At 27.2% G+C, this 23,713-nt stretch carries 20 protein-coding genes and 1 pseudogene; 5 read left to right on the top strand and 16 right to left on the bottom strand.

The window, feature by feature from the left end; genetic code table 4:
- Window positions 1-1,420 precede the first annotated feature (1,420 nt).
- Window positions 1,421-4,192: a DNA gyrase subunit A gene (gene gyrA / locus ACJA25_RS02260; RefSeq protein WP_406614962.1), complete on the top strand. Its 2,772-nt coding sequence runs from the start codon at window positions 1,421-1,423 to the stop codon at window positions 4,190-4,192.
- Window positions 4,193-4,219: 27 nt separating this feature from the next.
- Window positions 4,220-5,821: an MAG5620 family putative phospho-sugar mutase gene (locus ACJA25_RS02265; RefSeq protein ID WP_406614964.1), complete on the top strand. Its 1,602-nt coding sequence runs from the start codon at window positions 4,220-4,222 to the stop codon at window positions 5,819-5,821.
- A 5-nt stretch (window positions 5,822-5,826) separates the two neighbouring features.
- On the opposite strand, the gene atpC is transcribed toward ACJA25_RS02265, so the two are convergent.
- The 14 genes from atpC to ACJA25_RS02335 form a co-directional block, all read right to left on the bottom strand.
- Window positions 5,827-6,246, bottom strand: coding sequence for an ATP synthase F1 subunit epsilon (gene atpC, locus ACJA25_RS02270; protein ID WP_406614966.1), 420 nt, complete (start codon window positions 6,244-6,246; stop codon window positions 5,827-5,829).
- Window positions 6,247-6,263: 17 nt separating this feature from the next.
- On the bottom strand, window positions 6,264-7,742 hold the full coding sequence (atpD, locus tag ACJA25_RS02275; protein WP_406614968.1) for a F0F1 ATP synthase subunit beta: 1,479 nt from the start codon (window positions 7,740-7,742) through the stop codon (window positions 6,264-6,266).
- A gap of 9 nt (window positions 7,743-7,751) precedes the next feature.
- Window positions 7,752-8,600: an ATP synthase F1 subunit gamma gene (atpG, locus tag ACJA25_RS02280; RefSeq protein WP_406614970.1), complete on the bottom strand. Its 849-nt coding sequence runs from the start codon at window positions 8,598-8,600 to the stop codon at window positions 7,752-7,754.
- A 2-nt stretch (window positions 8,601-8,602) separates the two neighbouring features.
- Window positions 8,603-10,189: a F0F1 ATP synthase subunit alpha gene (gene atpA, locus ACJA25_RS02285; RefSeq protein WP_406614972.1), complete on the bottom strand. Its 1,587-nt coding sequence runs from the start codon at window positions 10,187-10,189 to the stop codon at window positions 8,603-8,605.
- Window positions 10,182-10,733 (bottom strand): ATP synthase F1 subunit delta, encoded by a 552-nt coding sequence (atpH, locus tag ACJA25_RS02290; RefSeq protein WP_406614974.1) that lies wholly within the window; start codon window positions 10,731-10,733, stop codon window positions 10,182-10,184. The genes atpA and atpH overlap by 8 nt, the downstream gene beginning before the upstream one ends.
- A gap of 3 nt (window positions 10,734-10,736) precedes the next feature.
- Window positions 10,737-11,315, bottom strand: a complete 579-nt coding sequence (atpF, locus tag ACJA25_RS02295; protein WP_406614976.1) for a F0F1 ATP synthase subunit B — start codon at window positions 11,313-11,315, stop codon at window positions 10,737-10,739.
- A gap of 7 nt (window positions 11,316-11,322) precedes the next feature.
- Window positions 11,323-11,547 (bottom strand): ATP synthase F0 subunit C, encoded by a 225-nt coding sequence (atpE, locus tag ACJA25_RS02300; RefSeq protein WP_406616187.1) that lies wholly within the window; start codon window positions 11,545-11,547, stop codon window positions 11,323-11,325.
- Between the two features lie 89 nt (window positions 11,548-11,636).
- Window positions 11,637-12,440, bottom strand: a complete 804-nt coding sequence (locus ACJA25_RS02305) for a F0F1 ATP synthase subunit A (protein WP_406614978.1) — start codon at window positions 12,438-12,440, stop codon at window positions 11,637-11,639.
- Window positions 12,427-12,882, bottom strand: a complete 456-nt coding sequence (locus tag ACJA25_RS02310; RefSeq protein ID WP_406614980.1) for a hypothetical protein — start codon at window positions 12,880-12,882, stop codon at window positions 12,427-12,429. Before ACJA25_RS02310 ends, ACJA25_RS02305 begins: the two co-directional genes overlap by 14 nt.
- 20 nt (window positions 12,883-12,902) lie before the next feature.
- On the bottom strand, window positions 12,903-13,319 hold the full coding sequence (locus ACJA25_RS02315) for a tRNA (adenosine(37)-N6)-threonylcarbamoyltransferase complex ATPase subunit type 1 TsaE (protein WP_406614982.1): 417 nt from the start codon (window positions 13,317-13,319) through the stop codon (window positions 12,903-12,905).
- Between the two features lies 1 nt (window position 13,320).
- Entirely contained in the window at window positions 13,321-16,683 is a 3,363-nt protein-coding gene (locus ACJA25_RS02320; protein ID WP_406614984.1) for a hypothetical protein, read from the bottom strand.
- An 86-nt stretch (window positions 16,684-16,769) separates the two neighbouring features.
- Window positions 16,770-17,174, bottom strand: coding sequence for a coiled-coil domain-containing protein (locus ACJA25_RS02325; RefSeq protein ID WP_406614986.1), 405 nt, complete (start codon window positions 17,172-17,174; stop codon window positions 16,770-16,772).
- Window positions 17,175-17,360: 186 nt separating this feature from the next.
- Window positions 17,361-17,837, bottom strand: coding sequence for a coiled-coil domain-containing protein (locus ACJA25_RS02330; RefSeq protein WP_406614988.1), 477 nt, complete (start codon window positions 17,835-17,837; stop codon window positions 17,361-17,363).
- 123 nt (window positions 17,838-17,960) lie between these two features.
- On the bottom strand, window positions 17,961-18,434 hold the full coding sequence (locus ACJA25_RS02335; RefSeq protein WP_406614990.1) for a methylated-DNA--[protein]-cysteine S-methyltransferase: 474 nt from the start codon (window positions 18,432-18,434) through the stop codon (window positions 17,961-17,963).
- Window positions 18,435-18,554: 120 nt separating this feature from the next.
- On the opposite strand from ACJA25_RS02335, the pseudogene rpsP reads away from it, so the two are divergent.
- The 3 genes and pseudogenes from rpsP to rplS all read left to right on the top strand — a co-directional run.
- Window positions 18,555-18,854 (top strand): annotated as a pseudogene (rpsP, locus tag ACJA25_RS02340) (30S ribosomal protein S16); the annotation flags it as partial.
- 102 nt (window positions 18,855-18,956) lie between these two features.
- Window positions 18,957-19,658, top strand: coding sequence for a tRNA (guanosine(37)-N1)-methyltransferase TrmD (gene trmD / locus ACJA25_RS02345; protein WP_406614992.1), 702 nt, complete (start codon window positions 18,957-18,959; stop codon window positions 19,656-19,658).
- Window positions 19,648-20,013: a 50S ribosomal protein L19 gene (rplS, locus tag ACJA25_RS02350; RefSeq protein ID WP_406614994.1), complete on the top strand. Its 366-nt coding sequence runs from the start codon at window positions 19,648-19,650 to the stop codon at window positions 20,011-20,013. Before trmD ends, rplS begins: the two co-directional genes overlap by 11 nt.
- Before the next feature lie 70 nt (window positions 20,014-20,083).
- On the opposite strand, the gene ACJA25_RS02355 is transcribed toward rplS, so the two are convergent.
- Both ACJA25_RS02355 and mgtA read right to left on the bottom strand, forming a co-directional pair.
- The gene (locus tag ACJA25_RS02355; RefSeq protein ID WP_406614996.1) at window positions 20,084-20,620 is read right to left on the bottom strand and encodes a coiled-coil domain-containing protein; all 537 of its coding nucleotides are present in this window, start codon (window positions 20,618-20,620) and stop codon (window positions 20,084-20,086) included.
- 129 nt (window positions 20,621-20,749) lie between these two features.
- A complete protein-coding gene (mgtA, locus tag ACJA25_RS02360) occupies window positions 20,750-23,455 on the bottom strand; it encodes a magnesium-translocating P-type ATPase (protein WP_406614998.1) in 2,706 nt (901 codons plus the stop codon).
- Window positions 23,456-23,713: the final 258 nt, after the last annotated feature.

Raw genomic sequence — 23,713 nt, forward strand, 5'->3', positions numbered from 1 at the left:
AGCAACATCAGTTTTATCTTGTGGATTTCTAACTTGAATAGCTATATTACTTAAAATATTCTTTTTAGCATTATCTAAAGCAACAGACAAAATAGAAGTTCATTCATTAAAACGATATGAAGTTCTTGAATTTTGTCAATTGGTAGCAATATCATATAGTTGTTTTAATTCATCATAAGCAGTGATCTTTAAATCTCTTTTGGTTTTTAAATCTTTGATTTCTTGGATGTCTTTGGTGAATTTTTCTAATGCAATGCTGTATTGTTTAATATCAAAGTTGTCATCTTTTCTATTTTTTACTTCTTCTAATTTCTTTAATCCTTCTCTAAAACTTTCATATAAATCTGAGTACTCTGTGTAATTAGCTAAGTTTTCTGAAAATTCGGTAATTTCTTTGGAAGAAATGAAATTTTCAATGTTTTGAATATGTAAGTATTTTCTTGTATAAATATCTAAAACACTTTGATATTTTTCGCTCAATTCTTTGGTGATAGCAAGTATTTTAGTAACGTTCGGATTTTCAAGATATTCCTTAGCAATTTTGATTTTTTCTTCCAATTCAGTTTTTAATGTTTCAAAAGCCACTGAAGTTAGTGAGTTTTGAGCAAATTGTTCAGAATAACTAATTAAGTTTTTTAAGTTAGTTGTAGGATTAACTGAATTAGATTTTAAAGTACTAATAACAGCATAAGTACCACCAGCAAGAATTGCTGCAGTTGAAATCGAAGTTAAAACTCAAAAAAGACCAGATTTAAATCTAGCATCAGCTTCTTTTTGTTCTTTGTTTTGTTGAGAAACAACCATATTCATAGTTGGTTGTATAGGTAAATTAACCATTGTTTGTGCTGGCAAAAAACCACCTTGTTGCATATTGTAAGGTGCAATTTGATTTGAAGGTAGATTATTCGCAGACTGATATGGAGCTACAGCATTTTTATTAACTGGAGCAAGCATATTATCTTGTGTTTTTTTAGACATGATCTCCTCATTGTTATGTAATGTTCGTTTTTTTATAAATGTTCGTTTAAACTTTTATATTTAATATTATATATAATAAGTATTAAAAATTAGTATTATTATTACTTTTGAATTAACAATGCAAAATAAAGACAAATACATAAAAAATTGCATTTAAAATAAACTTATTTTAGATAAAAATTTCTACTTTTTTTACTAATTTTAATGTGAAAAAAATGTGTTAGAAAACAATTTAAAAAACTTGGTTTTTTAGCAAAATTTGTTTAAATAAATCTAACTTTGAATAATTTTTTTAATAAAAAAATAAAATTCCTGTTTTTTAATATTTTTCCTATATATATGTATATATACATATATTATTTAAAATAGCAAAAAAATATGTGTTATAATGATTAAATACATTTTACACAAGTATTTTTCTATTATGCGATAAGGAGTAAAAATGCCTAAAAATAATAAAAAAATTTCAACCAAAATTGAACCAGTTAATGCTAGTGCAGACAATTCTTTCAATGAGGATGAAATTTTGAACTATGACCAAGATGAATTAAAAAAGGTTTTTGTTAAAGAAGAAAAAATTGAAAATGAAGACGATGAAGAGTATATTCCTCAAAATAAACCAGAATATACTGTTGTGTCACAAATCATTGATAAACCAGTAGATGGAATTGAACCAATCGACGTTCACAAAGAAATGAAAAATTCATTTCTAGAATATGCCATGAGTGTTATTGTTGCTCGTGCTTTACCTGATGCTAGAGATGGATTAAAACCAGTTCATAGACGTATCTTATTTGACATGAATGAACTAGGAATTACTTTTGGTTCTCAACACCGTAAGAGTGCTCGTATTGTCGGGGACGTATTAGGAAAATATCACCCACATGGTGATAGTTCTGTTTATGAAGCTATGGTACGTATGGCACAAGATTTTTCTATGCGTTATCCATTAGTTGATGGTCACGGTAACTTTGGTTCTATTGATGGTGATCAAGCTGCTGCAATGCGTTATACCGAAGCTAGAATGTCAAAAATAGCTGCAGAAATGTTAGAAGGTATTAAAAAAGATACTGTTGATTTTATTGATAACTATGATGCTAGCGAACAAGAACCTGTTGTTTTGCCTTCAAGATTTCCAAATTTATTAGTAACTGGAGCAACTGGGATTGCTGTTGGTATGGCTACCAGCATTCCTCCACATAATTTAGGTGAAGCAATTGATGCTACTATTGCTTTAGCTAAAAATCCAGAAATTACAATTGAAGAGTTAATTAGTTTTTTACCTGGACCAGATTTTCCTACTGGAGGAATTATTTTAGGTACCAAAGGAATTTATGATGCTTATACCACTGGTAGAGGCGCAATTCCTTTAAGATCAAAAACCAAAATTGAAGAATTAGCAAATGGAAAAAGCAAAATTATTGTTACTGAAATTCCATATGAAATTAAAAAAACTTTAATAATAGAAAAAATTGCTGAATTAGTAAAAGACAAAACAATTGAAGGAATTGCTGATTTAAGAGATGAATCATCTCGTGAAGGAATCAGAATTGTTATTGACATCAAGAAAAATGCAAATCCTCATATTATTTTAAATAAATTATTTAAAACTACTCCTTTGCAAGTAAATTACAATGTTAACTTTGTTGCTTTAGTAAACGGAGAACCAAAATTACTAAATATCAAAAGAGCCTTGGAAGTTTATCTTGAACACCAAGAAAGTGTTGTAACTAGAAGATTACAATTTGATTTAGGTAAAGCTGAAGAAAGATTACACATTCTTGAAGGTTTAAAAATCGCTATTGAAAACATTGATGAAGTAATTAAAATCATTAAGAGTTCAAAAACTGATATTGAAGCTCAAGAAAAATTAGGAAAAAGATTTAATTTATCTGATCGTCAAACTAAAGCAATTGTTGACATGCGTTTAGGTCGTTTAACTGGTTTATCAATTGACAAAATGTTAGAAGAAATGGCTGAATTGATGAAATTAATTAGTGATATCAAGGAAATCTTATCTGATAGAAACAAATTAATTGAATTAATTATTAAAGAACTACAAGAAATTAAAGACAAATACAACGATAACCGTAAATCAATTATTGATAAAGAAGCAGCAGGAAACATTACTGATGAAGATTTAATTTCACAAAGAGATATTGTAATCACTACTTCTGTTAAAGGTTATGTAAAGAGAATGGATCTTGAAGAATACAGAATCCAAAACCGTGGTGGAGTAGGTATGAACACAATGAAAACCTATTCTGATGATGATGTAGCTTCAATCATTACCACTACCACTCATACTGACTTATTACTATTTTCAAACTTTGCCAGAGTTTATAGAATTAGAGCACATGAAATTCCTGATTTATCAAAACAATCAAAAGGAACTCCATTTATCAATATCATTCCATCATTGGATGTTAAAAATAATGAAAACATTATTTCGATGCTTCCAGTAGATGAATATCAAGAAAATCATTATCTATTTACTACCACTAAATTTGGGGTTATCAAAAAGACTTCATTATTAGAATACCAAAGAATTAATGCTAATGGTAAATATGCTTTTAGTCTTAAAGAAGGTGATGAATTGGTAAGAGCATCAATTCTTACTGATGATGAATATGTACTTTTAGCAAATAATGATTGTCGGGTAATTAAATTCTTAGCAACTGACTTTAGACCTATTTCTAGAACCGCAACTGGAGTTATTGGAATGCGTTTAGATTCAGGATTATCAGTAATTTCTTCTTCAACTTCTTCAGAAGGTGCACTTATTTTAACTATTGGTAAAAAAGGTTTTGGTAAATTAACTGGTCCAGAACAATTTAGATTAATTAAAAGAGGTGGAAAAGGAGTAATGGGGTTAAATGCTGCTAAAGCCGGTTCATTAATTTTTGCTCGTTTCGTTAATCCGCAAGATGAATTGTTAATCATAACTTCAAACGGAACCACCATTAGAACTGCTATTAGTCAAATTTCAGAAACAGGTAGAGCAACCAAAGGTGTTAAGATTATGAATCTTAAAGGAAAAGAAGAAATTGTGGCTATTGAAATTATCAAAAATAATGAACAAACCGACCCAGAAGCTACTATGGCTGCTACCCAAACTATTGATAACATCAAATCTCAAACTAGAGAATATAGTTTAGATGATGAAGCATCAAACGAAGAATACGATGAAAATGCTATGATTGGTGAAAACTAAAAGTACTTTAAGTTATAAAATAATAGTATGAAAATAGATACTTCCAAATGAATAAATTTTTATAAAGATGATAAAGAAAATTCTTCATTGCTAAAAAAAGTTTTTAAAAACTTAGCAAAAAATGAAGAATATTTTCTTAATTCTCCTTTATATATAAATCATCATTTAATCTTTAATCATGACTTTGGTTTTGCTAATTTTAACCAATATAGCGCTTCTTGATTAGCACAAGCATTAAACCAAGTAGTGTTTGAAAATCAAGAACAAAAAATCTTTATATCTACTGAAAATGATTTTGCTTGTTCTTTAGCTTTTGCTAATTTTAAAGATAAATTAGCCTTAATCAATCATAATTTTTATGAATTTAACAACCATCAAAACGTTAGTTTTAATTTTGCCTTTTTTTGTGCTAAAAAACAAAATGTTGATTATTTAATTCATTTTAATTCTTTTAAAGAATCTAAAACTGTACAAATTAAAATTTACAACTTTAAAAGAGGGTTTAACAATTATTTATTAGATGTAAAAGTCCAAGAACTTTTAAACTTTTTAAATCAAAATGATTTACAAGATTTTAATTATGGAGAATATAGTTCATTTAAAGTCGAATATGATTTGCTTTTAGATCAATATTGCTCTAGTGATCATTTATTAAAAGCTTTTGCAAACATCAAACAACGCTATAAAACCAAAAGTTTTATCAATTCCAAAAATCTTTTTGCTTTGGAAGAAAGTAAATATCTTTTATCTCGTTATAACACTCCAATTATTGAAGTTAAAAACCTAAATGGTTTATTAAAAACAATTGGTAAAAGTAAAATCATTGACCAATGATTTTTTAAAGATAAAAAAATTAACAACATTTTTAGTTTTGATCAAAACAATAACATTTTTGTAATGACAAAACTAACAGATAGATATTTAAGATTAAATAATCATAATTTAGCATTAATTTATTTGGACTTTTTTATTCAAGAATTAAAAGTTGATGGGGAAGTTAATTTAAATGACTTATTTGTGATTTTGCCTGTTGATGCACCTAAAACTTTAAAGATCTTGCTTAACCGCTACAAAATTGCAATTAAATATGAAAATGACGAAAATTATGACCAAATTATAAAAGATCAAAATTGCTTGTTCTTTTATAATGAAAATCGTTTTTGTCCTAATTCTAGATTTTTCTTTTATTATGACAATTACTATTTTTTAGTTTGTTTAATTTGAATGTTTAATAGCTTTTTAAACCGTAATAATTTATTAACTTATAAATGAAAACAACTAAAAGAAAATTTAGGTGAAATAAGTTATAAAAATAAAATTTTTAAATTTAAAAAGATTAACTTTGATTGAATATCGTTTTTGAAAAAAATCAATTTCAAAGCCAAAAATCAAAGTATAGAAATTATTGATTTTAAAAATGAATTATTCCATTATCTTTTTAAAATCAAAACTTCTAATAATCATTATGTAATAGTTAAAAAGTCTAATATTAATCATCATATCTATGTAGATTTTCAATTGATGAATGAATATCATGAAACAGTCAATAATGTTTTTTTAGATTATTTTAGACTTGCTAAATCTATTAAAAAAATTCTAAGAATCGCTAAAAGAATTAGTAATTCTTAGAATTTTTATTTTTTAATTGAATAAAAGACGTCGATACGATTTAAAGCTTTTTTAAGCATCAATTCATATTTTAATGCTTCATGAGTGTTTTTGTAAATTTCTAAGTTCTTTAATGCTAAACGACGATCAATTTCTGCTTTTTCAATGTCAATTTCATTAGCAAAAATAATATCATCAGTTAAAATAGAAATTTTTTCAGCATCAGCATATAAAAGTCCATTACTAATGGTACAAAGTTTATAATCATCATCTTTTTCGTAATTGATGGTTAATTTACCAATTTCAATATTTGTAAAAAAAGGTGTGTGATTAGGCAAAATTCCTACATAACCATCACTAGTATTTACAGTTACGATTTTGACATCGTTTTCATAAAAAACTTTTGATGGGGTAATAATTTTTAAATGAGTTGTTTTATTTGGCATAAAAATAACTATTTTTCTTAGTTTTCTGAATTAGAATTTTGACTTTGTTCATTTTGTGCTTCTTTAGCTTTTTGTTCTTCTAACATTTTTTCATATCTTGCTTTAACTTCAGAAATGTCACCAACATATAAAAATAATTCTTCAGGATATTGGTCATAATGACCTTCTAGAATTTCTTTAAAAGAATCAATGGTTTGAATTAATGGAACATATTTTCCTTTAATTCCCGAGAATTTTTCAGCTACAAAAAATGGTTGTGATAAAAAGTTTCTAATTCTTCGAGCGCGAGCAACAATCTTTTTATCTTCATCAGATAATTCACCCATACCTAAAATAGCAATAATATCTTGTAGTTCTTTGAATCTTTGTAAAAGATTAATTACTCCTTGTGCTACTTCATAGTGGATATTTCCTACAATTAAAGGATCTAATAATCTAGAAGAAGATTCTAATGGTTCTACCGCTGGATAAATTCCTAACGCTGCTACGTTACGATCTAAAACGGTTTTAGCATCTAAGTGAGCAAAAGTAGTAGCGGGAGCAGGATCGGTTAAATCGTCTGCTGGTACATAAACTGCTTGAACTGAGGTAATTGAACCATTTCTAGTTGAAGTAATTCTTTCTTGTAATTGACCCATTTCCGTAGCTAAAGTAGGCTGATAACCAACAGCTGAAGGCATTCTTCCTAATAAAGCGGAAACTTCAGAGCCAGCTTGGGTAAATCTAAATATGTTATCAATAAATAAAAGCACATCTTGTTTTTGTTCATCACGGAAATATTCAGCCATAGTTAGTCCTGAAAGCGCTACTCTCATTCTAGCCCCTGGAGGTTCATTCATTTGACCAAAAACTAATGCTGTTTTATTTAAAACACCCGATTCTTTCATTTCGTGGTACAAATCATTACCTTCTCTTGTTCTTTCACCAACACCAGCAAAAACCGATAATCCACCATGTTCAGTAGCAATGTTGTTAATAAGTTCTTGAACTAAAACAGTTTTACCTACACCAGCACCACCAAAAAGACCAATTTTTCCACCCTTAGCATAAGGAATTAATAAATCGATAACTTTGATTCCGGTTTCTAAGATTTCACTTGTGGTTTTTTGTTCTTCATATGAAGGAGCTTTAGCATGAATTGGCATCATTAATTTAGCATCAAAAGTTTCTTTACTTGATTCTTCGGTATCAATTGGATTACCTAAAACATCAAACATTCTACCAAGTACTTGTTTTCCAACAGGTACCATAATTGGTTTACCAGTATCTTCGACAGAAAGACCTCTAGATAAACCACTAGTAGAAACCATTGAAATGGTTCTAACCGTGTCATCACCAATGTGCTGAGCAACTTCAAAAATAAAATCACGATTATCTACACTAGTTTTTAAAGCACTATATAACTTAGGCATTTGATTTCTAGGAAATCTAACATCAACTACAGGACCTAAAACTTGAACAATAGTTCCTACATTGTTTTTAGTAGTTTTTTTCATAATTCTCCTTTATATTGCTTCTGCACCAGAAATAATCTCATTTAATTCTTGAGTAATAATTGATTGACGTTTACGGTTAAGTTCTAGTTTCAATTTATCAATAATGTCACTAGCATTATTGGTAGCATTTTCCATTGACATTCTTCTTGAAGCATTTTCACTTAATTTAGAAACTATACAACAAGTGTATATGTAATTACTAATATAAAGAGGAAAAGCACTGGTTAGAACTTCATATGGTGAAGGTTCAATTTCAATGGTTTCAAAATCTTTGCTAACGTTTTTGGTATATTCTATTGGAAAAATAGTTTTAATGGTTTCTTTTTGCACAATGTTATTAATAAAGTCGGTATAAATAACTTTGATTTTTCCAATTTGGTTTTCATTATACATTTTCATTGCTTTTTTAGTGATTTCTCTGATGATGCTATAATCAATGTCTTCACTAGGAAATGAAAAGTATTCTAATAAATTAGATTCTCATTTTTTTTCTTTAAAAAAGTTGATGCCTTTATGTCCTAAAACAATTACTAAGTCATTTTTTTTAATTGCTGATCTAGCTAATTTTAAAATGTTAGAATTGTAAGTTCCTGCCATACCTAAATCACTAGTAATAATAATATGTAAACTAATTTTGCTAGTGTTTAAGGCAAAAACTTTTTCAAAATCAATTTGGTCTAACTTATTAATGATTTTTTCAAAAGTTGAAACCATTTCTTGATTGTATGGATTAATGTTGTTAAAAATAGTTTTGGTTCGACGCATTTTAGCAATAGCAATCATTTGCATTGCGTGAGTGGTTTTCTTGATTGAACTAACAAGTTTAATTCGATTTTTAGTACTTTGTAAGCTTTCCATAATTAATTAGGTAAGTATTTTTTCAACTTTTCAGGCAATGGTTCATGTTCATGAATATCATAATTAGGAATTGCCTTGATAATTTTGGCAACTTTTTCGACTAAAACTTGTAAGATTTGCTCTTCGATTTGTTCATTTAATGCGTAATTATTATTTTGAATTTCTAAAGCAATAGAAACACCTTTGGGATCATTTTCCATAAACTTAATTACTTTGTCTCTAAATTTATGAACTTTTTCTTTAGGTAAAGGATTAATAACTTTTTCCTTTACTCCTAGTAAAATTGCCATTTGGGAAACTTCAGAAATTGAAAATCCTTGTTCTTGTTTTAAAAGCTCATAGATTTTGGCTCCTTGTTTAAGGATTTTTTTGGTTGATTCATCTAAGTCTGAACCAAATTGAGCAAAACTTTGCATTTCATTATATTGAGCTATTTTTAATTTTAAAGATGAAGAAACTTTTTTAACTCCTGGATATTGAGCAGCTGATCCTACCCGCGAAACAGAAAAGCTAACATCAACCGCTGGTCTTTGACCAGTGTTAAATAAGTTTTCATTGGTAAAGATTTGACCATCAGTAATTGAAATTACGTTAGTAGGAATATAAGCAGAAATATCGCCTTGTAAAGTTTCGATAATTGGTAAAGCAGTAATTGAACCTCCACCGTATTTTTTAGTAACTTTGGCAGAACGTTCTAATAATTGTGAATGTAAGTAAAATACATCGCCAGGATAAGCTTCTCTACCAGGAGGTCTTCTTAAAAGCAATGATAAGGTACGATATGCAATAGCGTGTTTAGATAAATCATCATAAACAATTAAAACATCTTTGCCTTGAGCCATTCATTCTTCAGCAATTGTAATTCCAGTATAAGGCGCTACGTATTGTAAAGGTGCTAATTCACTGGCTCCAGCAATAACTACAGTAGTATATTCCATCGCATGATGGTCTTCTAGTTTTTTAACAATTTGGGCAACGGTTGAATTTTTTTGACCAATGGCTACATAAACACAATTAACGTTTTTACCTTTTTGGTTAATAATGGTATCAATGGCAATGGTAGTTTTACCAGTTTGACGATCACCAATAATTAATTCTCTTTGTCCTTTACCGATTGGAATCATTGAATCAATGGCTAAAATTCCTGTTTCTAAGGGTTCATTAATGCTTTCTCTGGTTAAAACACCAGGAGCAACTTTAAATACTTCACTAGTTTTTTTGCTTTTAAAAGCACCTTTGCCATCAATAGGATTACCTAAACCATCAACTACTCTACCTAATAATTCGTCTCCAACTTTAATAGATATAACTTGACCACTTCTTTTAACAATGTCGCCTTCAACAATTGAATCAAAATCACCAAAAAGCGCTACCCCAACTACTTCTTCTTCAAGATTTAAAGCAAGTCCATAAACATTGTTAGGAAAAATGACAATTTCTCCGTTTTTAACGTTGTCTAATCCGTTAACTAATGCAATTCCGTCACCAATAGTAATTACTCTGCCAGTTTCAGAGTAATTAGTTTTAGCATTATAGTTTTTGATTTTATCTTTGATAATTGCACTAATATCAGTAACTTTGTTAATCATGCTTATCTCCTTTAGATAACATTAGTTCTCTTAATTCGTTTAAAGAAGTATTTAAATTATTTTCAATTGTTAAGCTATCGATTTTGATTTTAAAACCAGAAATCAAATTAGGATCAATCCGGTTAATTAAAACGCAATCAATATTGTAAAGATTGCTAATTTTGTTAGCAATTTCTTTGATTTTGTTGGGACTTAAAGGAATAGTGGTATAAATAACACCGAATTTAATATTTAATTCAGCATCAGAAATTTTAAAATAGTGTTTCAAAATTCTTGGTAAAGTTAAAATCATTTTTCGATCAACTAAAAGTTTCATTAGATTTTTGATGATTTGATCAAAATCAACAAAAACTTCATCGATAAAGTTTTTTTTATCTTTTTCATTAACGTCATAAGAAGATAAAAAATGAACTAAATCACGACTATTTTCAATATTTTCAGATAAAGAACCTAATTGGTAATGAATATTTTTTTGCTTTTTGCTTTCTTTGACTAATTCATATAAAGCAATAGCATAACCTTGAATATTATTTCTAAAATACATAAATTATTTTTCTGCTAAAAACTTTTCAATAATTTCTGCTTCATTCTTTTTAGTAACTTCTTTTTGCAGAATTTTTTTAGTTAATTCCAAAGCAGTTTCAACCACATTAGCTTTAGCTTCTTCTTCCATCACGATTCTACGGTTATTGATGTCTAGTTCTGCTTCATCCATAATTTGTTTGGCGTTGAGCTTTGCTTTTTCGGTGTATGTATTCATTACTTTTTCAGCTTTTAATTTAGCATCTTTAATTAAATCATCAGCACTACGGTGTGCTTGTTCTAGATGCTCATTTGCTAAATCTAATTTTTCTAAACTTAAACGTTGATTTTCTTTGGCTTCATCAATATTTTTTTGAATAAAATCATGACGTTTTTTCATTGCATTTTTAATTGGTTTATAAACTAAAAACGATAAAAAGATGATTACTAAAATTAAAGAAATAATTGTAGCAAGCATCATTGGTCATGAGGGAAAGATGGCCATAAATTTTTCTGAAATATCGGTTTTTAAATCTTGATTTTTAACAATAAGATTTAAAAAATTGATATTAGAAAAATTGCTTGTAATTTGATTATTAATCATTATTTAATTAAAATACAAATAATAATAAAACACCAAGAACAAGTGAATATAAAGCTGATGATTCAGAAATAGCACAACCTAAAAGCAATAAGGTTCTGATTTTGTTCATTGCTTCAGGATTTCTTCCTACTGCTTCAACTGCTTTACCTGCAGTAATCCCTTGTCCTAGGCCTACACCTAAACATCCAATCATAGAAATTCCCACGCCTAGGGCAACTAAGCCTCTTCCTAATGGATATTTTGAATCTGTAGTTTGTTCTGCTAATTTTGTAATAGTTTCAATCATTGTTTCTCCTTTTAAAACTAAAATATGATGTCAAATTAATATATATTTTGACTAGTTTTTAATACATTAATAAATTTTTGTTCTGTTTCTTGTTTAATCTTTGCTTTTTTAGCTTTCTTTTCAATTTTGACCGCTTCGGATGCTCAATATATGCTAGTTAAAATAGTGAAAACCATTGCTTGCATAAAGGCACCAAATAGATCGAAATACATATGGAAAAATGGGGCTAAAATGGGTGCAAATAAATATTTTGCTCATTGCTGATTATGATTTTTGAAAATCAAATCAAATAGACCACCTAATGAAGAATATAGTAAAAAGACTATTGTCCCACCACCCACTATGTTTCCGAACATCCGCAAACTTAAAGAAATTAAAGGAGCGAATTGACCAATTAAGTCGGTTGGCATCAAGAACTTTTTGAAAAACCTTCATTTTTGGAATCAAATTCCAACTATGTATATTCCTAATCAAGTAATAAATGCTAAGGTTAAAGTAATTGAATATGAAGAAGCAATCGGCTCAAAGCCAAGAAGGGAAATCAAATTACCAACAATTAGAAATGACACTAAAGCAAAAATGTAAAAGCGCAAATGAGGTAATTTCTTCTCTGTTACTTCGTCATATGTGCCAGTGACATAAACTAAATATTCTTCCATTAGTAATAAGATACCTTTGGGCGCTTTATCTACTTTGAAAGAAGTTTTAAGTTTTATATATACATATAAAGAAAAGATAAAACAAATCAGAACTACAATAAATAAAGAAAATATTTGTGGTTGATTTCATTGATTTCAATTACGAAATAAAGGATTAACCTCTTGATTATTTATGGTCAATAATCACCTCCTTTCTTGCTTTTTTCTTAAACATTTTTTCAAAAGGAATATAAGCAATATAAACACAAATGTGAAATAATGCTAATCCTGCTAAATAACAAAAAATATTGTAAGGATATAAAGCAATTTCTAGTCTAGTTTTAGCAATTTTAGCATTCATTTTAAAGACCAAAAATGAAATAAAAGCAATAACTATAAGATCTATAATGAAAAGAAAATAGATTATAGTTATTGAGCTTTTTTTATTGTTATTTAACAATATTTTATTACTTAAAATATCTTTTATATAAATAAATAAAAAAGAAATTAAAGCACCTAAAGTAAAACCTAAAACATAACCAAAGTCAATTCAGTATGCTAAAGATAAAAAGAGCAAAGAAATAAACAAGAATAAAATTCAAAAACAAATATAAGTTTTTTTAAAATTATTATTCGTAGGCATTTTTACTCCTATTTTGTATTTTATTCCCTTTTTAGATAACTAATAGAAAAAATATGAGTATTATTTTTAGATAAGCTAATATCAACATTGATATATTTAGCAAAATTAGTATTAAGCAAATTAGCTCATTCAATGACTACATAGTTGTCTTCAAAATAGTCATAAAATTCATCTAAATTATTTCCTTTTAAATTGTAAGCATCAATATGAACTAAATTAGGATAAAGTTTTAAATAATTAAATGTAGGCGAGGTAATATGTTCTTTAATTTGTAAAAGTTTAGCGATTTCTTTAGTTAATTGCGTTTTGCCTACTCCTAATTCACCATTTAAGCAAATGATTTTAAGATCGTTTTGTTTAGCCAAATTTAAAACAAAATCAGCAACAAAAGCAATCGAATCATTATGCTTAACTTCAAAAATTTGAACTTTTTGCATTTTATTTATTCATTTCTACTAATAAGTTTTGCATATTAGCAACTTCGACACTAAATTCTTCAACAGATGTAGGAATATTAGTATTTAATTTAGCAGTTGCTGAATCAATAACACTCTTAAAACCGGCAAGCAAGCTCTTATATTTATCAATATTTTGGATCGCTTGATATCTAGCATTAGCTTGCTCGATTAAAGTTTTTAGATTGTTAATTATTGCTTTTTTAGCGTCTAATTTAGTCTTATACTTATTAAATGTTTGCTCTACTAATGCTTTATTTTTAACATGAAGATGAGCAAAGTTTTCTTCAGGTTTTTCGATATTAGTTTTAATATTGTCAAGTTCTTCATCTAATGGGTTAGTTAAATCTTCACTATTTTGTTTCTTTTCAATTTCGTTCATTAAAGAAGCAAATTGAGCAATTAATTCAGTTATTCTAGCAAGTGCTGCTGCTTTGGTGTCATCGTTCAATTTCTTAATAGCATTTTCCAATTCAACTTTTTTAGCGATAAAGATATCTTTAGCAGCTTTAAGTTGGTCAGTAGTGCTCTTGGTGTCTTTGTAAACAATAGAAGCATTACCAATAGCAATTTTAGCTTCATCAAAAATGTTTTTATAAACTGCTTTTTGATTATCATGTTCATAATCATAAGCGTTCATTGAGTTTTTAAAGGTTTCAACTTGATATTGGAAATCTTCTTTAAGTTCGTTTTTAGCTTGAATATTTTTCTTAAATTTATTTGTGCCTTCTTGGAATTCTCTTAAAGCATCTTCCATTTCTTTTTTCATCGCATTAAGTTCTGGTGAAGTACCAAATCTTAATTGAATACCATTTTTAAATGTAGTTTCTAATGCCTTAGCATCAACTAAAAACTCAGCGTTTCTAGTATCAGTAATATTGCTACTCATTCAATGAATAAAGTCTTTTAATTCATTTTCCATATTTGAAATCATACTATTCTTGTAATTTGCTCAGGTCTTGATTTCATTAAAATATTGCTCTAGTTCATTGCGTTTATTTTCATAAACTGATAAATCAGTACTTGGAGTATTTAAAATCGTAATTGAAGTAGCAATCTTGTCATAAACTTCATTAGTTTTAGCAATATTAGTAATTTTTCTATTAATATTGTTTTCAGCAAAGGTTTCAATATTTTTAATAATTTTTCTTAATTCATCTTTTTGGTTATTTCTATTTTCAAAAAGTTGAATGATTTCTGTTTTTTCTTTTGTAATTGCTTCAGAAAGCTTACCAATTTCTTTGTTTAAACCTTCAAGATCTAATGGATCACCAAATTTTGTAAATAAATCTTCGATTTCAGCAGCCTTGGCTTTATAGAAATTAAATGTTCTTTGTGCTAAATCAGCATCATAAACAAAGTGAAGGTGTTCAGAAGTAGTTTTGAAAAATTCTTCATTTCGATTATTGATATCTTTAATAGATTTAGTAAAGTTCTCATTTTTAGAATTTAAAACCGCAAAATCATAGTAGTTTAAATTTACTTCATATTCATTTTTAGAAATAACTGGTGCATATTCAATTTGTTCTCTTAATTCATTGTATCTTGAAACTGCTTGTGATGCTAATTTATATTTAATTTTCAAAATGTTTGAGCTTGGAGAAGAAACACTTTGTTTATCAAAAACTAAATTGTATTTTAAGTCAGGATCCGGATGTTCAACTTTGATTAGACTATTTAATAAGTCGTAATTTTCATTATTGGTAAATTGAATAACTTTATTTTTAAATTCATTTCAATTTGTACTATTAAATTCATAATTGTTTTTAGCATTCAATTGTGGTCTTTTATCATTTTGAAAATCAAATTTTTTCAAATCAACAACTTGAATTTTTTCAAAATTGCTTCCAGAATTAGAATTGATTGAAACTTTAACACCGAAAATCTCAATAAAGTATGAAATCTTGAAAGTAATTTCTCCTTCAATATCATTTGGATCAATTTGAATTTTGTAAGTAATGTTTCTATCTTTTAAGAATTTCTTTTGCTCATTAGTAAATGAGAATAATTCAATTTTTTGTTGATATTTTTTAAAAATTTCAGAAGGAAAAATATTTGTTTTGTTTTCAATATGAGGAACATATTTTAAAATAGTTTGAAAATCATTATATCTAGCTCACATTAAATCAGAATGTTGAGAATAAAACTTATCAATATCTATTTTGAAATTTTTCATATCTACTAAAGTAAATACAGTTGAAAAGTTCTTTAATCTTGTTTCGACATATTTTTTTAAATCAACAACTTTGTTAACTAAATCGGTAAATTTTCCTTCGTTTTCATATTGTGAAAATTTATTAATTAATACTGCTAAGTTATAGATAGAATTTTCACGAATTTCTATTTCTAATTTTTCTTTTTCAGTAATTTCATTTATTACTTGAGTATATTCTTGTTGGAATTTTTCAAAAATTTCTTTATACTCTGGTCAAGTTAATATTTTACTGCTTTCTAATTGTGCTATTTTGATAGCAGTTTTTAATTTAGTAATAGCGTCAATGTCACGATTATCTCTTTTTTCAACATTATTAGAAATAATGCGATTAGAATCAGTGATTAAGTTATCAATTTCCTTACGATAAAAGTAAGTTTTCTCATAATTTTCTTTATCTTTTAAGATTCTCATAATTGATGTTGTAGCAACATAAGCAACAATTGATACAACTCCTATTGAACCAAAGAAAATAAGTAATTTTCATCAAAGTTTATTTTTTGATTTACTAACAAATCTAATCAATGAATTATTTTCAGGAACTAGTGATTCGAAGATGTTGGTTCCAGGAAGATAATTCTTGTTTTCAACTAAAGCTAAATTAGTTTCTTGTTCTTCCTTAATCTTTTTATCAATGATTGCTAATTCATTGATTTCACTTTCACTAACTTCGAAAGGTTTAACCTCATTTTGTTTAAATCCAAATGATCTTTCTAACTCAAAGCTTTTTGCTAACAATGCAGCATCAACAGCATTATCTTGGTTAGAAATATCATATTTGTTATTCTCTGATTCATAAACTGATGAAGGAATATTAACAATATCATTAACATTTTCTTGTTCATTAGTAATAATAACTGTATGAATTAATGGTTTGTAGTTAATTTCTTCCTCAGCAGTATTTTTTTGTTTTTTATTATTTTTTCTTTCTTTTCTTAAAGATTTTAAATTTTTTGGCACTAAAAACAAAGTTTTAAAAAAGTATTGAAAATGTACTTTTAATGTAGTTAAAAAATCAAAAAAAACATTTCTTTTGAGTGTAAATTTATTTTCATTTAATACTAAAATTTGACTATGGGTATTATTTAGTAAATTTTGGGGATTAGTTTGTACATTTTCTTCTTTTTTGTCCATTTTAAGCTCACTTTTATTAATACTTAAATAACTATAATAAAAGTATATATTATTAATAATATTAATAACACCATTTTGGGCTAGTTTTATAGCATTTTGCTTAAATTATTCTTTTTATTGTACTTTTCAATATCATCTTTGTGAAATGATTTGAGCATTTTGATGTCTTTATGAACTTGTTCGAATCCTTCATCTACTTTTACTTCAAGAGCATCAATTCTTGTGTTTATCACTATAATTTCTTGTTTTATATTTTTTATTTCAACTTTTATGTTTTCGACTTCAGTTTTTATATTCGCAACTTCAGTTTTTATATTTTCAACTTCAGTTTTTACATTCTTAATTTCGTCTAAGATAAAACAATTATTTTTGCCAAACCTTTCGTCTAAAACATCATTTAACAAGTTTCTAAAAAATTCTGGTGTCAAATTTGACACATTGTTAGTATTTGGATTAACTGGTTGCTTCTTGCTACCTTGATCGAATTTCATAATTAGTATAATTTTATTATTTTCATCATCTTTTTAAACTAATGATTTTGAAATAAAATGAAACACCATTATTTGGTGCTATTGTGTAAATAAGCAATTAGAATGGTTAATTTCCTCTAAACTAAGACAAAAAAACTCGCAATTTTTCAATTACAAGTCTATTTTTTTGTTAAGGCTTACACAAAATTATTTTTTATTCTTTTTATTGTACTTTTCAATATCATCTTCGTGAAATGATTTGAGCATTTTGACATCTTCACGTAAATCATCTACTTTTACTTCAAGAGCATCAATTCTCGTGTTTATCACTACAATTTCTTGTTTTATATTTTTTATTTCAACTTTTATGTTTTCGACTTCAGTTTTTATATTTGCAACTTCAGTTTTTACATTCTTAATTTCGTCTAAGATAAAACAATTATTTTTGCCAAACCTTTCGTCTAAAACATCATTTAACAAGTTTCTAAAAAATTCTGGTGTCAAATTTGACACATTGTTAGTATTTGGATTATCTGGTTGCTTCTTGCTGTCTTGATCAAATTTCATAATTAGTATAATTTTATTATTTTCATCATCTTTTTGATAAAAATATTTAGGGTTATCATATTGTTTTGAAATTAAATGAAACTCTTTTTTAGAAATTTCAATTTCTTTTTCAGTCATGTTTTTACCTCCGTTTTTATTTTTTTACCCAATATAATATGTACAAAAAATGCAAAAAGCTTAAAAATATTTTTTTTATTTGAAAAATTTAAAAAAGAAAGCAAAATTGCTTTCCTTATTTTTTTATCCTAAAAAATCATTATTTTCAATTTGTAGAATTTTATTTTTTATTTCAATTCCATGGGCATAACCACCAATTTTATTATTTGAACCCATTACTCGATGACAAGGAACCACTAAAATAATTGGATTTTTTCCTACCGCTGTCCCCACAGCCCTATATGCTTTAGGTCTTTGGATTTCTATTGCAATTTCTTTATAAGTTTTATAAGAACCATAAGGTATGTTTAACAATTGATTTCAAACCAATTGTTCAAATTTAGTTCCATTTATAAAGCTAATTTCAAAATCAAATTGTTTTCTTTGCCCTTGTAAAAATTCACAAATTTGGTCAAAGACTTTTTGGGTAAAAAAAGTAGGTTGATGATTTTGATTAGCAAAAGGTTCAAAGCTAAAAGAAATTGAATGAACAACTTGGTCTTGATAACCAATTTTAAAGTATCCAAAAGAACAATTATAAAAAGCAAATTTAATCATAAAAAAATGATATTAAAAATAAATAAATTATGCAAAAATAAATAAAAATATATTAAAATTATTTACATTAGTGGTGTCAAGCGCTTTTGCTTGACAGACTAATTAAAAATTAGGAGATTTATGGTAAAAATTAGATTAAAGAGAATGGGTAGCAAATTTAATGCTAACTACAAAATCGTAGTTGCTGATGCTCGTGCTCCTAGAGATGGAAAATTTATTGAAGCTCTTGGAAATTATGACCCACATTCAAAAACTTTTTCAATCAATGAAGAATTAACTAAAAAATGATTGGAACAAGGTGCACAATTAACCGATACTGTATACGCTTTATTTAGAAAACACAAATTAAATGCTAAATTTAATAAAGCAACTAAAACAACTGATTCAAAAGAAAAAACACCTAAAAAAGAAGTTAAAAAAGTAGTGAAAGAAACTTCAACTAAAGCAACTAAAACTACTGCTGCTAAAAAAACTGCTACAACAACTAAAAAAACTTCAACAAAAAAAGCAACAAAATAGTCTATGAAAATTAATTTTTTAACTTTGTTCCCTAAATATTTCAACCCCTTTTTGGAAGAATCAATCATTTCCAAAGCAATTGAAAAAAAATTAGTTGCTTTTGAAGTAATTGATTGAAGAAATTTTAGTAAGGATAAGCATCAAAAAGTGGATGACACAGTTTTTGGTGGTGGACAAGGTATGCTGCTTCAAATTGAGCCAATTGATTTAGCACTTAATTCTTTGAAAAATAAAGGTGGATATAAAATTTTAGTTTCACCTCAAGGAATTAAGTTTAATCAAGAAATAGCTAAATTTTTAGCTACCAAAGAAGAAATTACATTAATTTCTGGTAGGTATGAAGGTTTTGATGAACGAATAACTGAATTAGTTGATTTAGAACTTTCAATTGGAGATTATGTCTTAACTGGTGGGGAATTACCTTCAATGGTGATTGCTGATACAGTAGTAAGATTGGTCCCTAATGTAATTAAAAAAGAAAGTCATATGTATGAATCTTTTGAACAACAAGGACTATTAGATTATCCCCAATTTACACAACCAAGGAATTATCATAGCGTTTTAATTAGTAAAACTTTAAGTGTTCCTGAAGTTTTATTAAATGGTAATCACAAAGAAATTGATAATTGAAGAAAAGAAGCACAATATCAAAAAACACTTAAAAATCGTCCAGACATCATTGAAAGGATAAAAAATGAGAAATAAATTATTAGAAATTGTTGAAGAAAGTCAAATTAGAAAAGATCTTCCAACCTTTGAAACCGGAGATAACATTCGTGTTCACGTTCGTGTTCGTGAAGGAGAAAAAGAAAGAATTCAGATCTTTGAAGGTTTAGTAATTAGCAAAAAAGAATCAGGTACAAGAGAAACATTTACAGTAAGAAAAATTTCATATGGAATTGGTGTTGAAAGAACCTTCCCAGTTAATTCTCCTTTAATTGCTCATATTGAAGTATTACGTTCAAATAAAGTAAGACGTAAGAGATTATTCTACATGAGAACCCGTAGTGGTAAATCAGCAAGATTGAAAGAAATTGATAAAAAAGCTACAACCAAATAAATCAAAAAACATCGCCTTTTTACCAAGCGATGTTTTTTTGTAAAAGTAATAAGTTTATTCAAATTATTTTTTAATGTATTTTTTCAATGTCATCTTTGTGAAATGATTTGAGCATTTTGATGTCTTTATGAACTTGTTTGAATCCTTCATCTACTTTTACTTCAAGAGCATCAATTCTTGTGTTTATCACTACAATTTCTTGTTTTATATTTTTTATTTCAACTTTTATGTTTTCGACTTCATTTTTTATATTCGCAACTTCAGTTTTTATATTCGCGACTTCATTTTTTATATTCGCAACTTCAGTTTTTATATTTTCAACTTCAGTTTTTACATTCTTAATTTCGTCTAAGATAAAACAATTATTTTTGCCAAACCTTTCGTCTAAAACATCATTTAACAAGTTTCTAAAAAATTCTGGTGTCAAATTTGACACATTGTAAGTATTTGGATTAATTGCTTGCTTCTTGCTACCTTGATCGAATTTCATAATTAGTATAATTTTATTATTTTCATCATCTTTTTGATAAAAATATTTAGGGTTATCATATTGTTTTGAAATTAAATGAAATTCTTTTTTAGAAATTTCAATTTCTTTTTCAGTCATGTTTTTACCTCCGTTTTTATTTTTTGCCCAATATAATATGTACAAAAATTGCAAAAAGCTTAAAAATATTTTTTTTATTTGAAAAATTTAAAAAAGAAAGCAAGATTGCTTTCCTTGATTTTTATGTTTTTATAGCAATTCTTTATATTTTTTAATATAAAGGAATTTGATTAAAGAAATTAAACCAATATAGATTCCTAAAAACAGCAATAGTCACAAATAAAAGATTGGCGGTAATGGTGTTAATTTTAAAAAACTATTTAAATAAGGAATATATGGAATAGTGTTAATAATTGCGATTCCTACAAATGAAAAAACAATTACCGGTCAAGAAGCTATTGATTTAATAAATGGTATTTTTTGAGTTCTAATAAAATGAATTACTAATGATTGCGTTCACATTGAAATTACTAATCAGCCAGTTCAAAACATTTTTTGAAATTCTTCAGTATTAGCACTAATACCAGGTAAAACATTAGGTATCATTACATAACGCAAAATGATAAAAGCTAAAATATCAACAATTGAAGAAACTGGCGCAAATCAAAACATAAAAGTTCTAACAGATTTTGGATTCCATTTTTTAGGTTTTAAAATGTGCTCTTTGTCAACGTTATCTCAAGGAATTGAACCGCAAGTAAAATCATATATTAAGTTCATAATTAAAATTTGAACTGCTAATAAAGGAATAAAAGGAAGAATTAAAGTAGCTATTAACATACTAAAAATATTTCCTAAATTACTACTTGCTGTCATTTTGACATACTTATTCATATTTGAATAAGTTTTTCTGCCCTCAACTATTCCGGTTGCTAGAACCGATAAATCTTTTTCCAACAAAATAATGTTAGCTGATTCTTTAGCAATATCGACAGCAGTATCAACAGAAATTGATACATCAGCAACCTTCATCGCTGGTGCATCATTAATTCCATCCCCCATATAACCAACTACATTATTTTGCTTTCTTAAAATAGTGATGATTCTTGATTTTTGATCAGGACTTAATTTAGCAAAAATGTGGGTTTCTTTAACTAATTCTTGTAATTGCTCATCACTTAATTCTGCAATGTCTTTCCCTAATAAAATATTGTCAGCATCAATTCCTACTTGTCTACAAATTGCTTTAGTTACCCGAGCGTTATCTCCGGTTAGGATTTTGACTTCAACCCCTAAGGTATGTAAGTTTTCGATTGCTTTTTTAGTTGATTCTTTAGGAGGGTCTAAAAAGGCTAAATAACCAATTAAAATCATTTCTTTTTCATCTTTGGTACTAAATTTACCTTCACCTGCAGGATTTGATTTACGCGCTACAGCAATAACTCTCATCCCTTGATCATTTAATTGATCTACTTTTTGCAACACTTGGTTTATATATTCAGAATTGATTTTTTCAACAACCCCTTCTTTTAGTTCAATTCGATCGCAAATTGATAAAATTTCTTCAACTGCACCTTTGGTAATCATTTGAATTTTTTTAGATTGTCCACGAACTAAAACTGACATTCTTTTTCGTTCAAAATCAAAAGGAATTTCATCAATTTTTTCATAAACTTTGTCTAAGTTTCTTAAATCTTTTGCAACATCTGAAAGTTCTTCGGTTTTTTCAATGATTGATTTATCTAATAAGTTTTTTAAACCAGTTTGGAATCAACTATTTAAAAAAGCATATTTTAAAACTCTTGAATCCTCATTTCCATAAATGTTTAAGTGCTTTTCTAAAACAACTTTATCTAAAGTTAATGTTCCAGTTTTATCAGTACAAAAAATATTCATTGCTCCAAAGTTTTGAATAGAATTAATATTCTTAACAATAGTTTGCTTTTTTGACATTGAAATCGCGCCCTTGGCCAAAGTACTAGTGATAATCATCGGCAACATTTCAGGGGTTAGACCAATGGCAATACTAATAGCAAAAAAGATAGCATCAATATATTTTTTTTCTGTTCCTAAAATAAATGGTTTAACAATTAGTATCAATAAAACCATTGGAACCATAATGCACATTAATTTAATTAATAGTCATGAAATCGAACTAATACCTTTTTCAAAATCAGTTTTAATTGGTTTTTCATTAATTTTATTGGCGATTTGGCCAATAAAAGTACTATTTCCTGTACTAATAACCATTGCATTAGCAGAACCTGAAATAATGTTACTTCCCATAAAAGCTAAATTATTTCTATCAGTTATGTTTTCAAAATTGGCGTTTTTATTTAAAAAACTATATTTTTCAATCGCATCAGATTCACCGGTTAATGAAGATTGCGAAACAAATAAGTCTTTTGCAGATAAGATTTTAACATCTGCGGGAATAATATCACCAGCTGCTAATTCGACAATGTCGCCTACTACAACATCTTGTAAGGGAATTTCATAAGCTATTCCATTCCGTCTTACTCTAGTAGTCGTTTCTATCATTTTAACTAACTTTTCAGCACTAGAATTACTTTTAGTTTCTTGAACAAAATGAATAATCCCTGAAATGATAACCATTGACATAATGATAATTACTGTCATTGGTTCAACATCTTTATATCTTTTAGTAGCTAATGGTCAAATTACATCTAAAGTAAAAGAAACCAAAGCTAAAACAATTAAGATAATTGAAAAGGGGTTAAAAAAGGAATTGATTAGCCTTCTAAATACATTGTTTTTACTCTTTTTGCTTAACTTATTTTTTCCGTATTTTTCTTGATTTTTCTCCACAATTTCTTCACTTGTAATTCCATCAATTGAACTTTCATAAAGCGAAAATAACTCTTCATTGGAAGAATTTGAGGCATTTATCAATCTATTAGTTATTTCATTTGTATTAATGATTGTCTTTTTCATTTTTCCCCTTAATACAAATGGATTGCGAAATAAATTAGCTTAAGTTTCCATCATAAATTAAATGGTTATTAAACTTAAAAATTTGTTTCTCGCGATTACAATAACCACAACAATCCATGATGCTCCTTATAAAATAAATAATTTATTTTATTTTACTATTAATAATGATTTTTTATTTTACAAAATCAAGAAAAAATAGATTCCTAAATAAGCAATTTTTGCTTATTAATTTTGCTTAAATTAATCAAAAAACAGGCA

Source organism: Mycoplasmopsis hyopharyngis, from assembly GCF_045276885.1.
In the GTDB taxonomy this organism is placed as follows: domain Bacteria; phylum Bacillota_I; class Bacilli_A; order Mycoplasmatales; family Metamycoplasmataceae; genus Mycoplasmopsis; species Mycoplasmopsis hyopharyngis.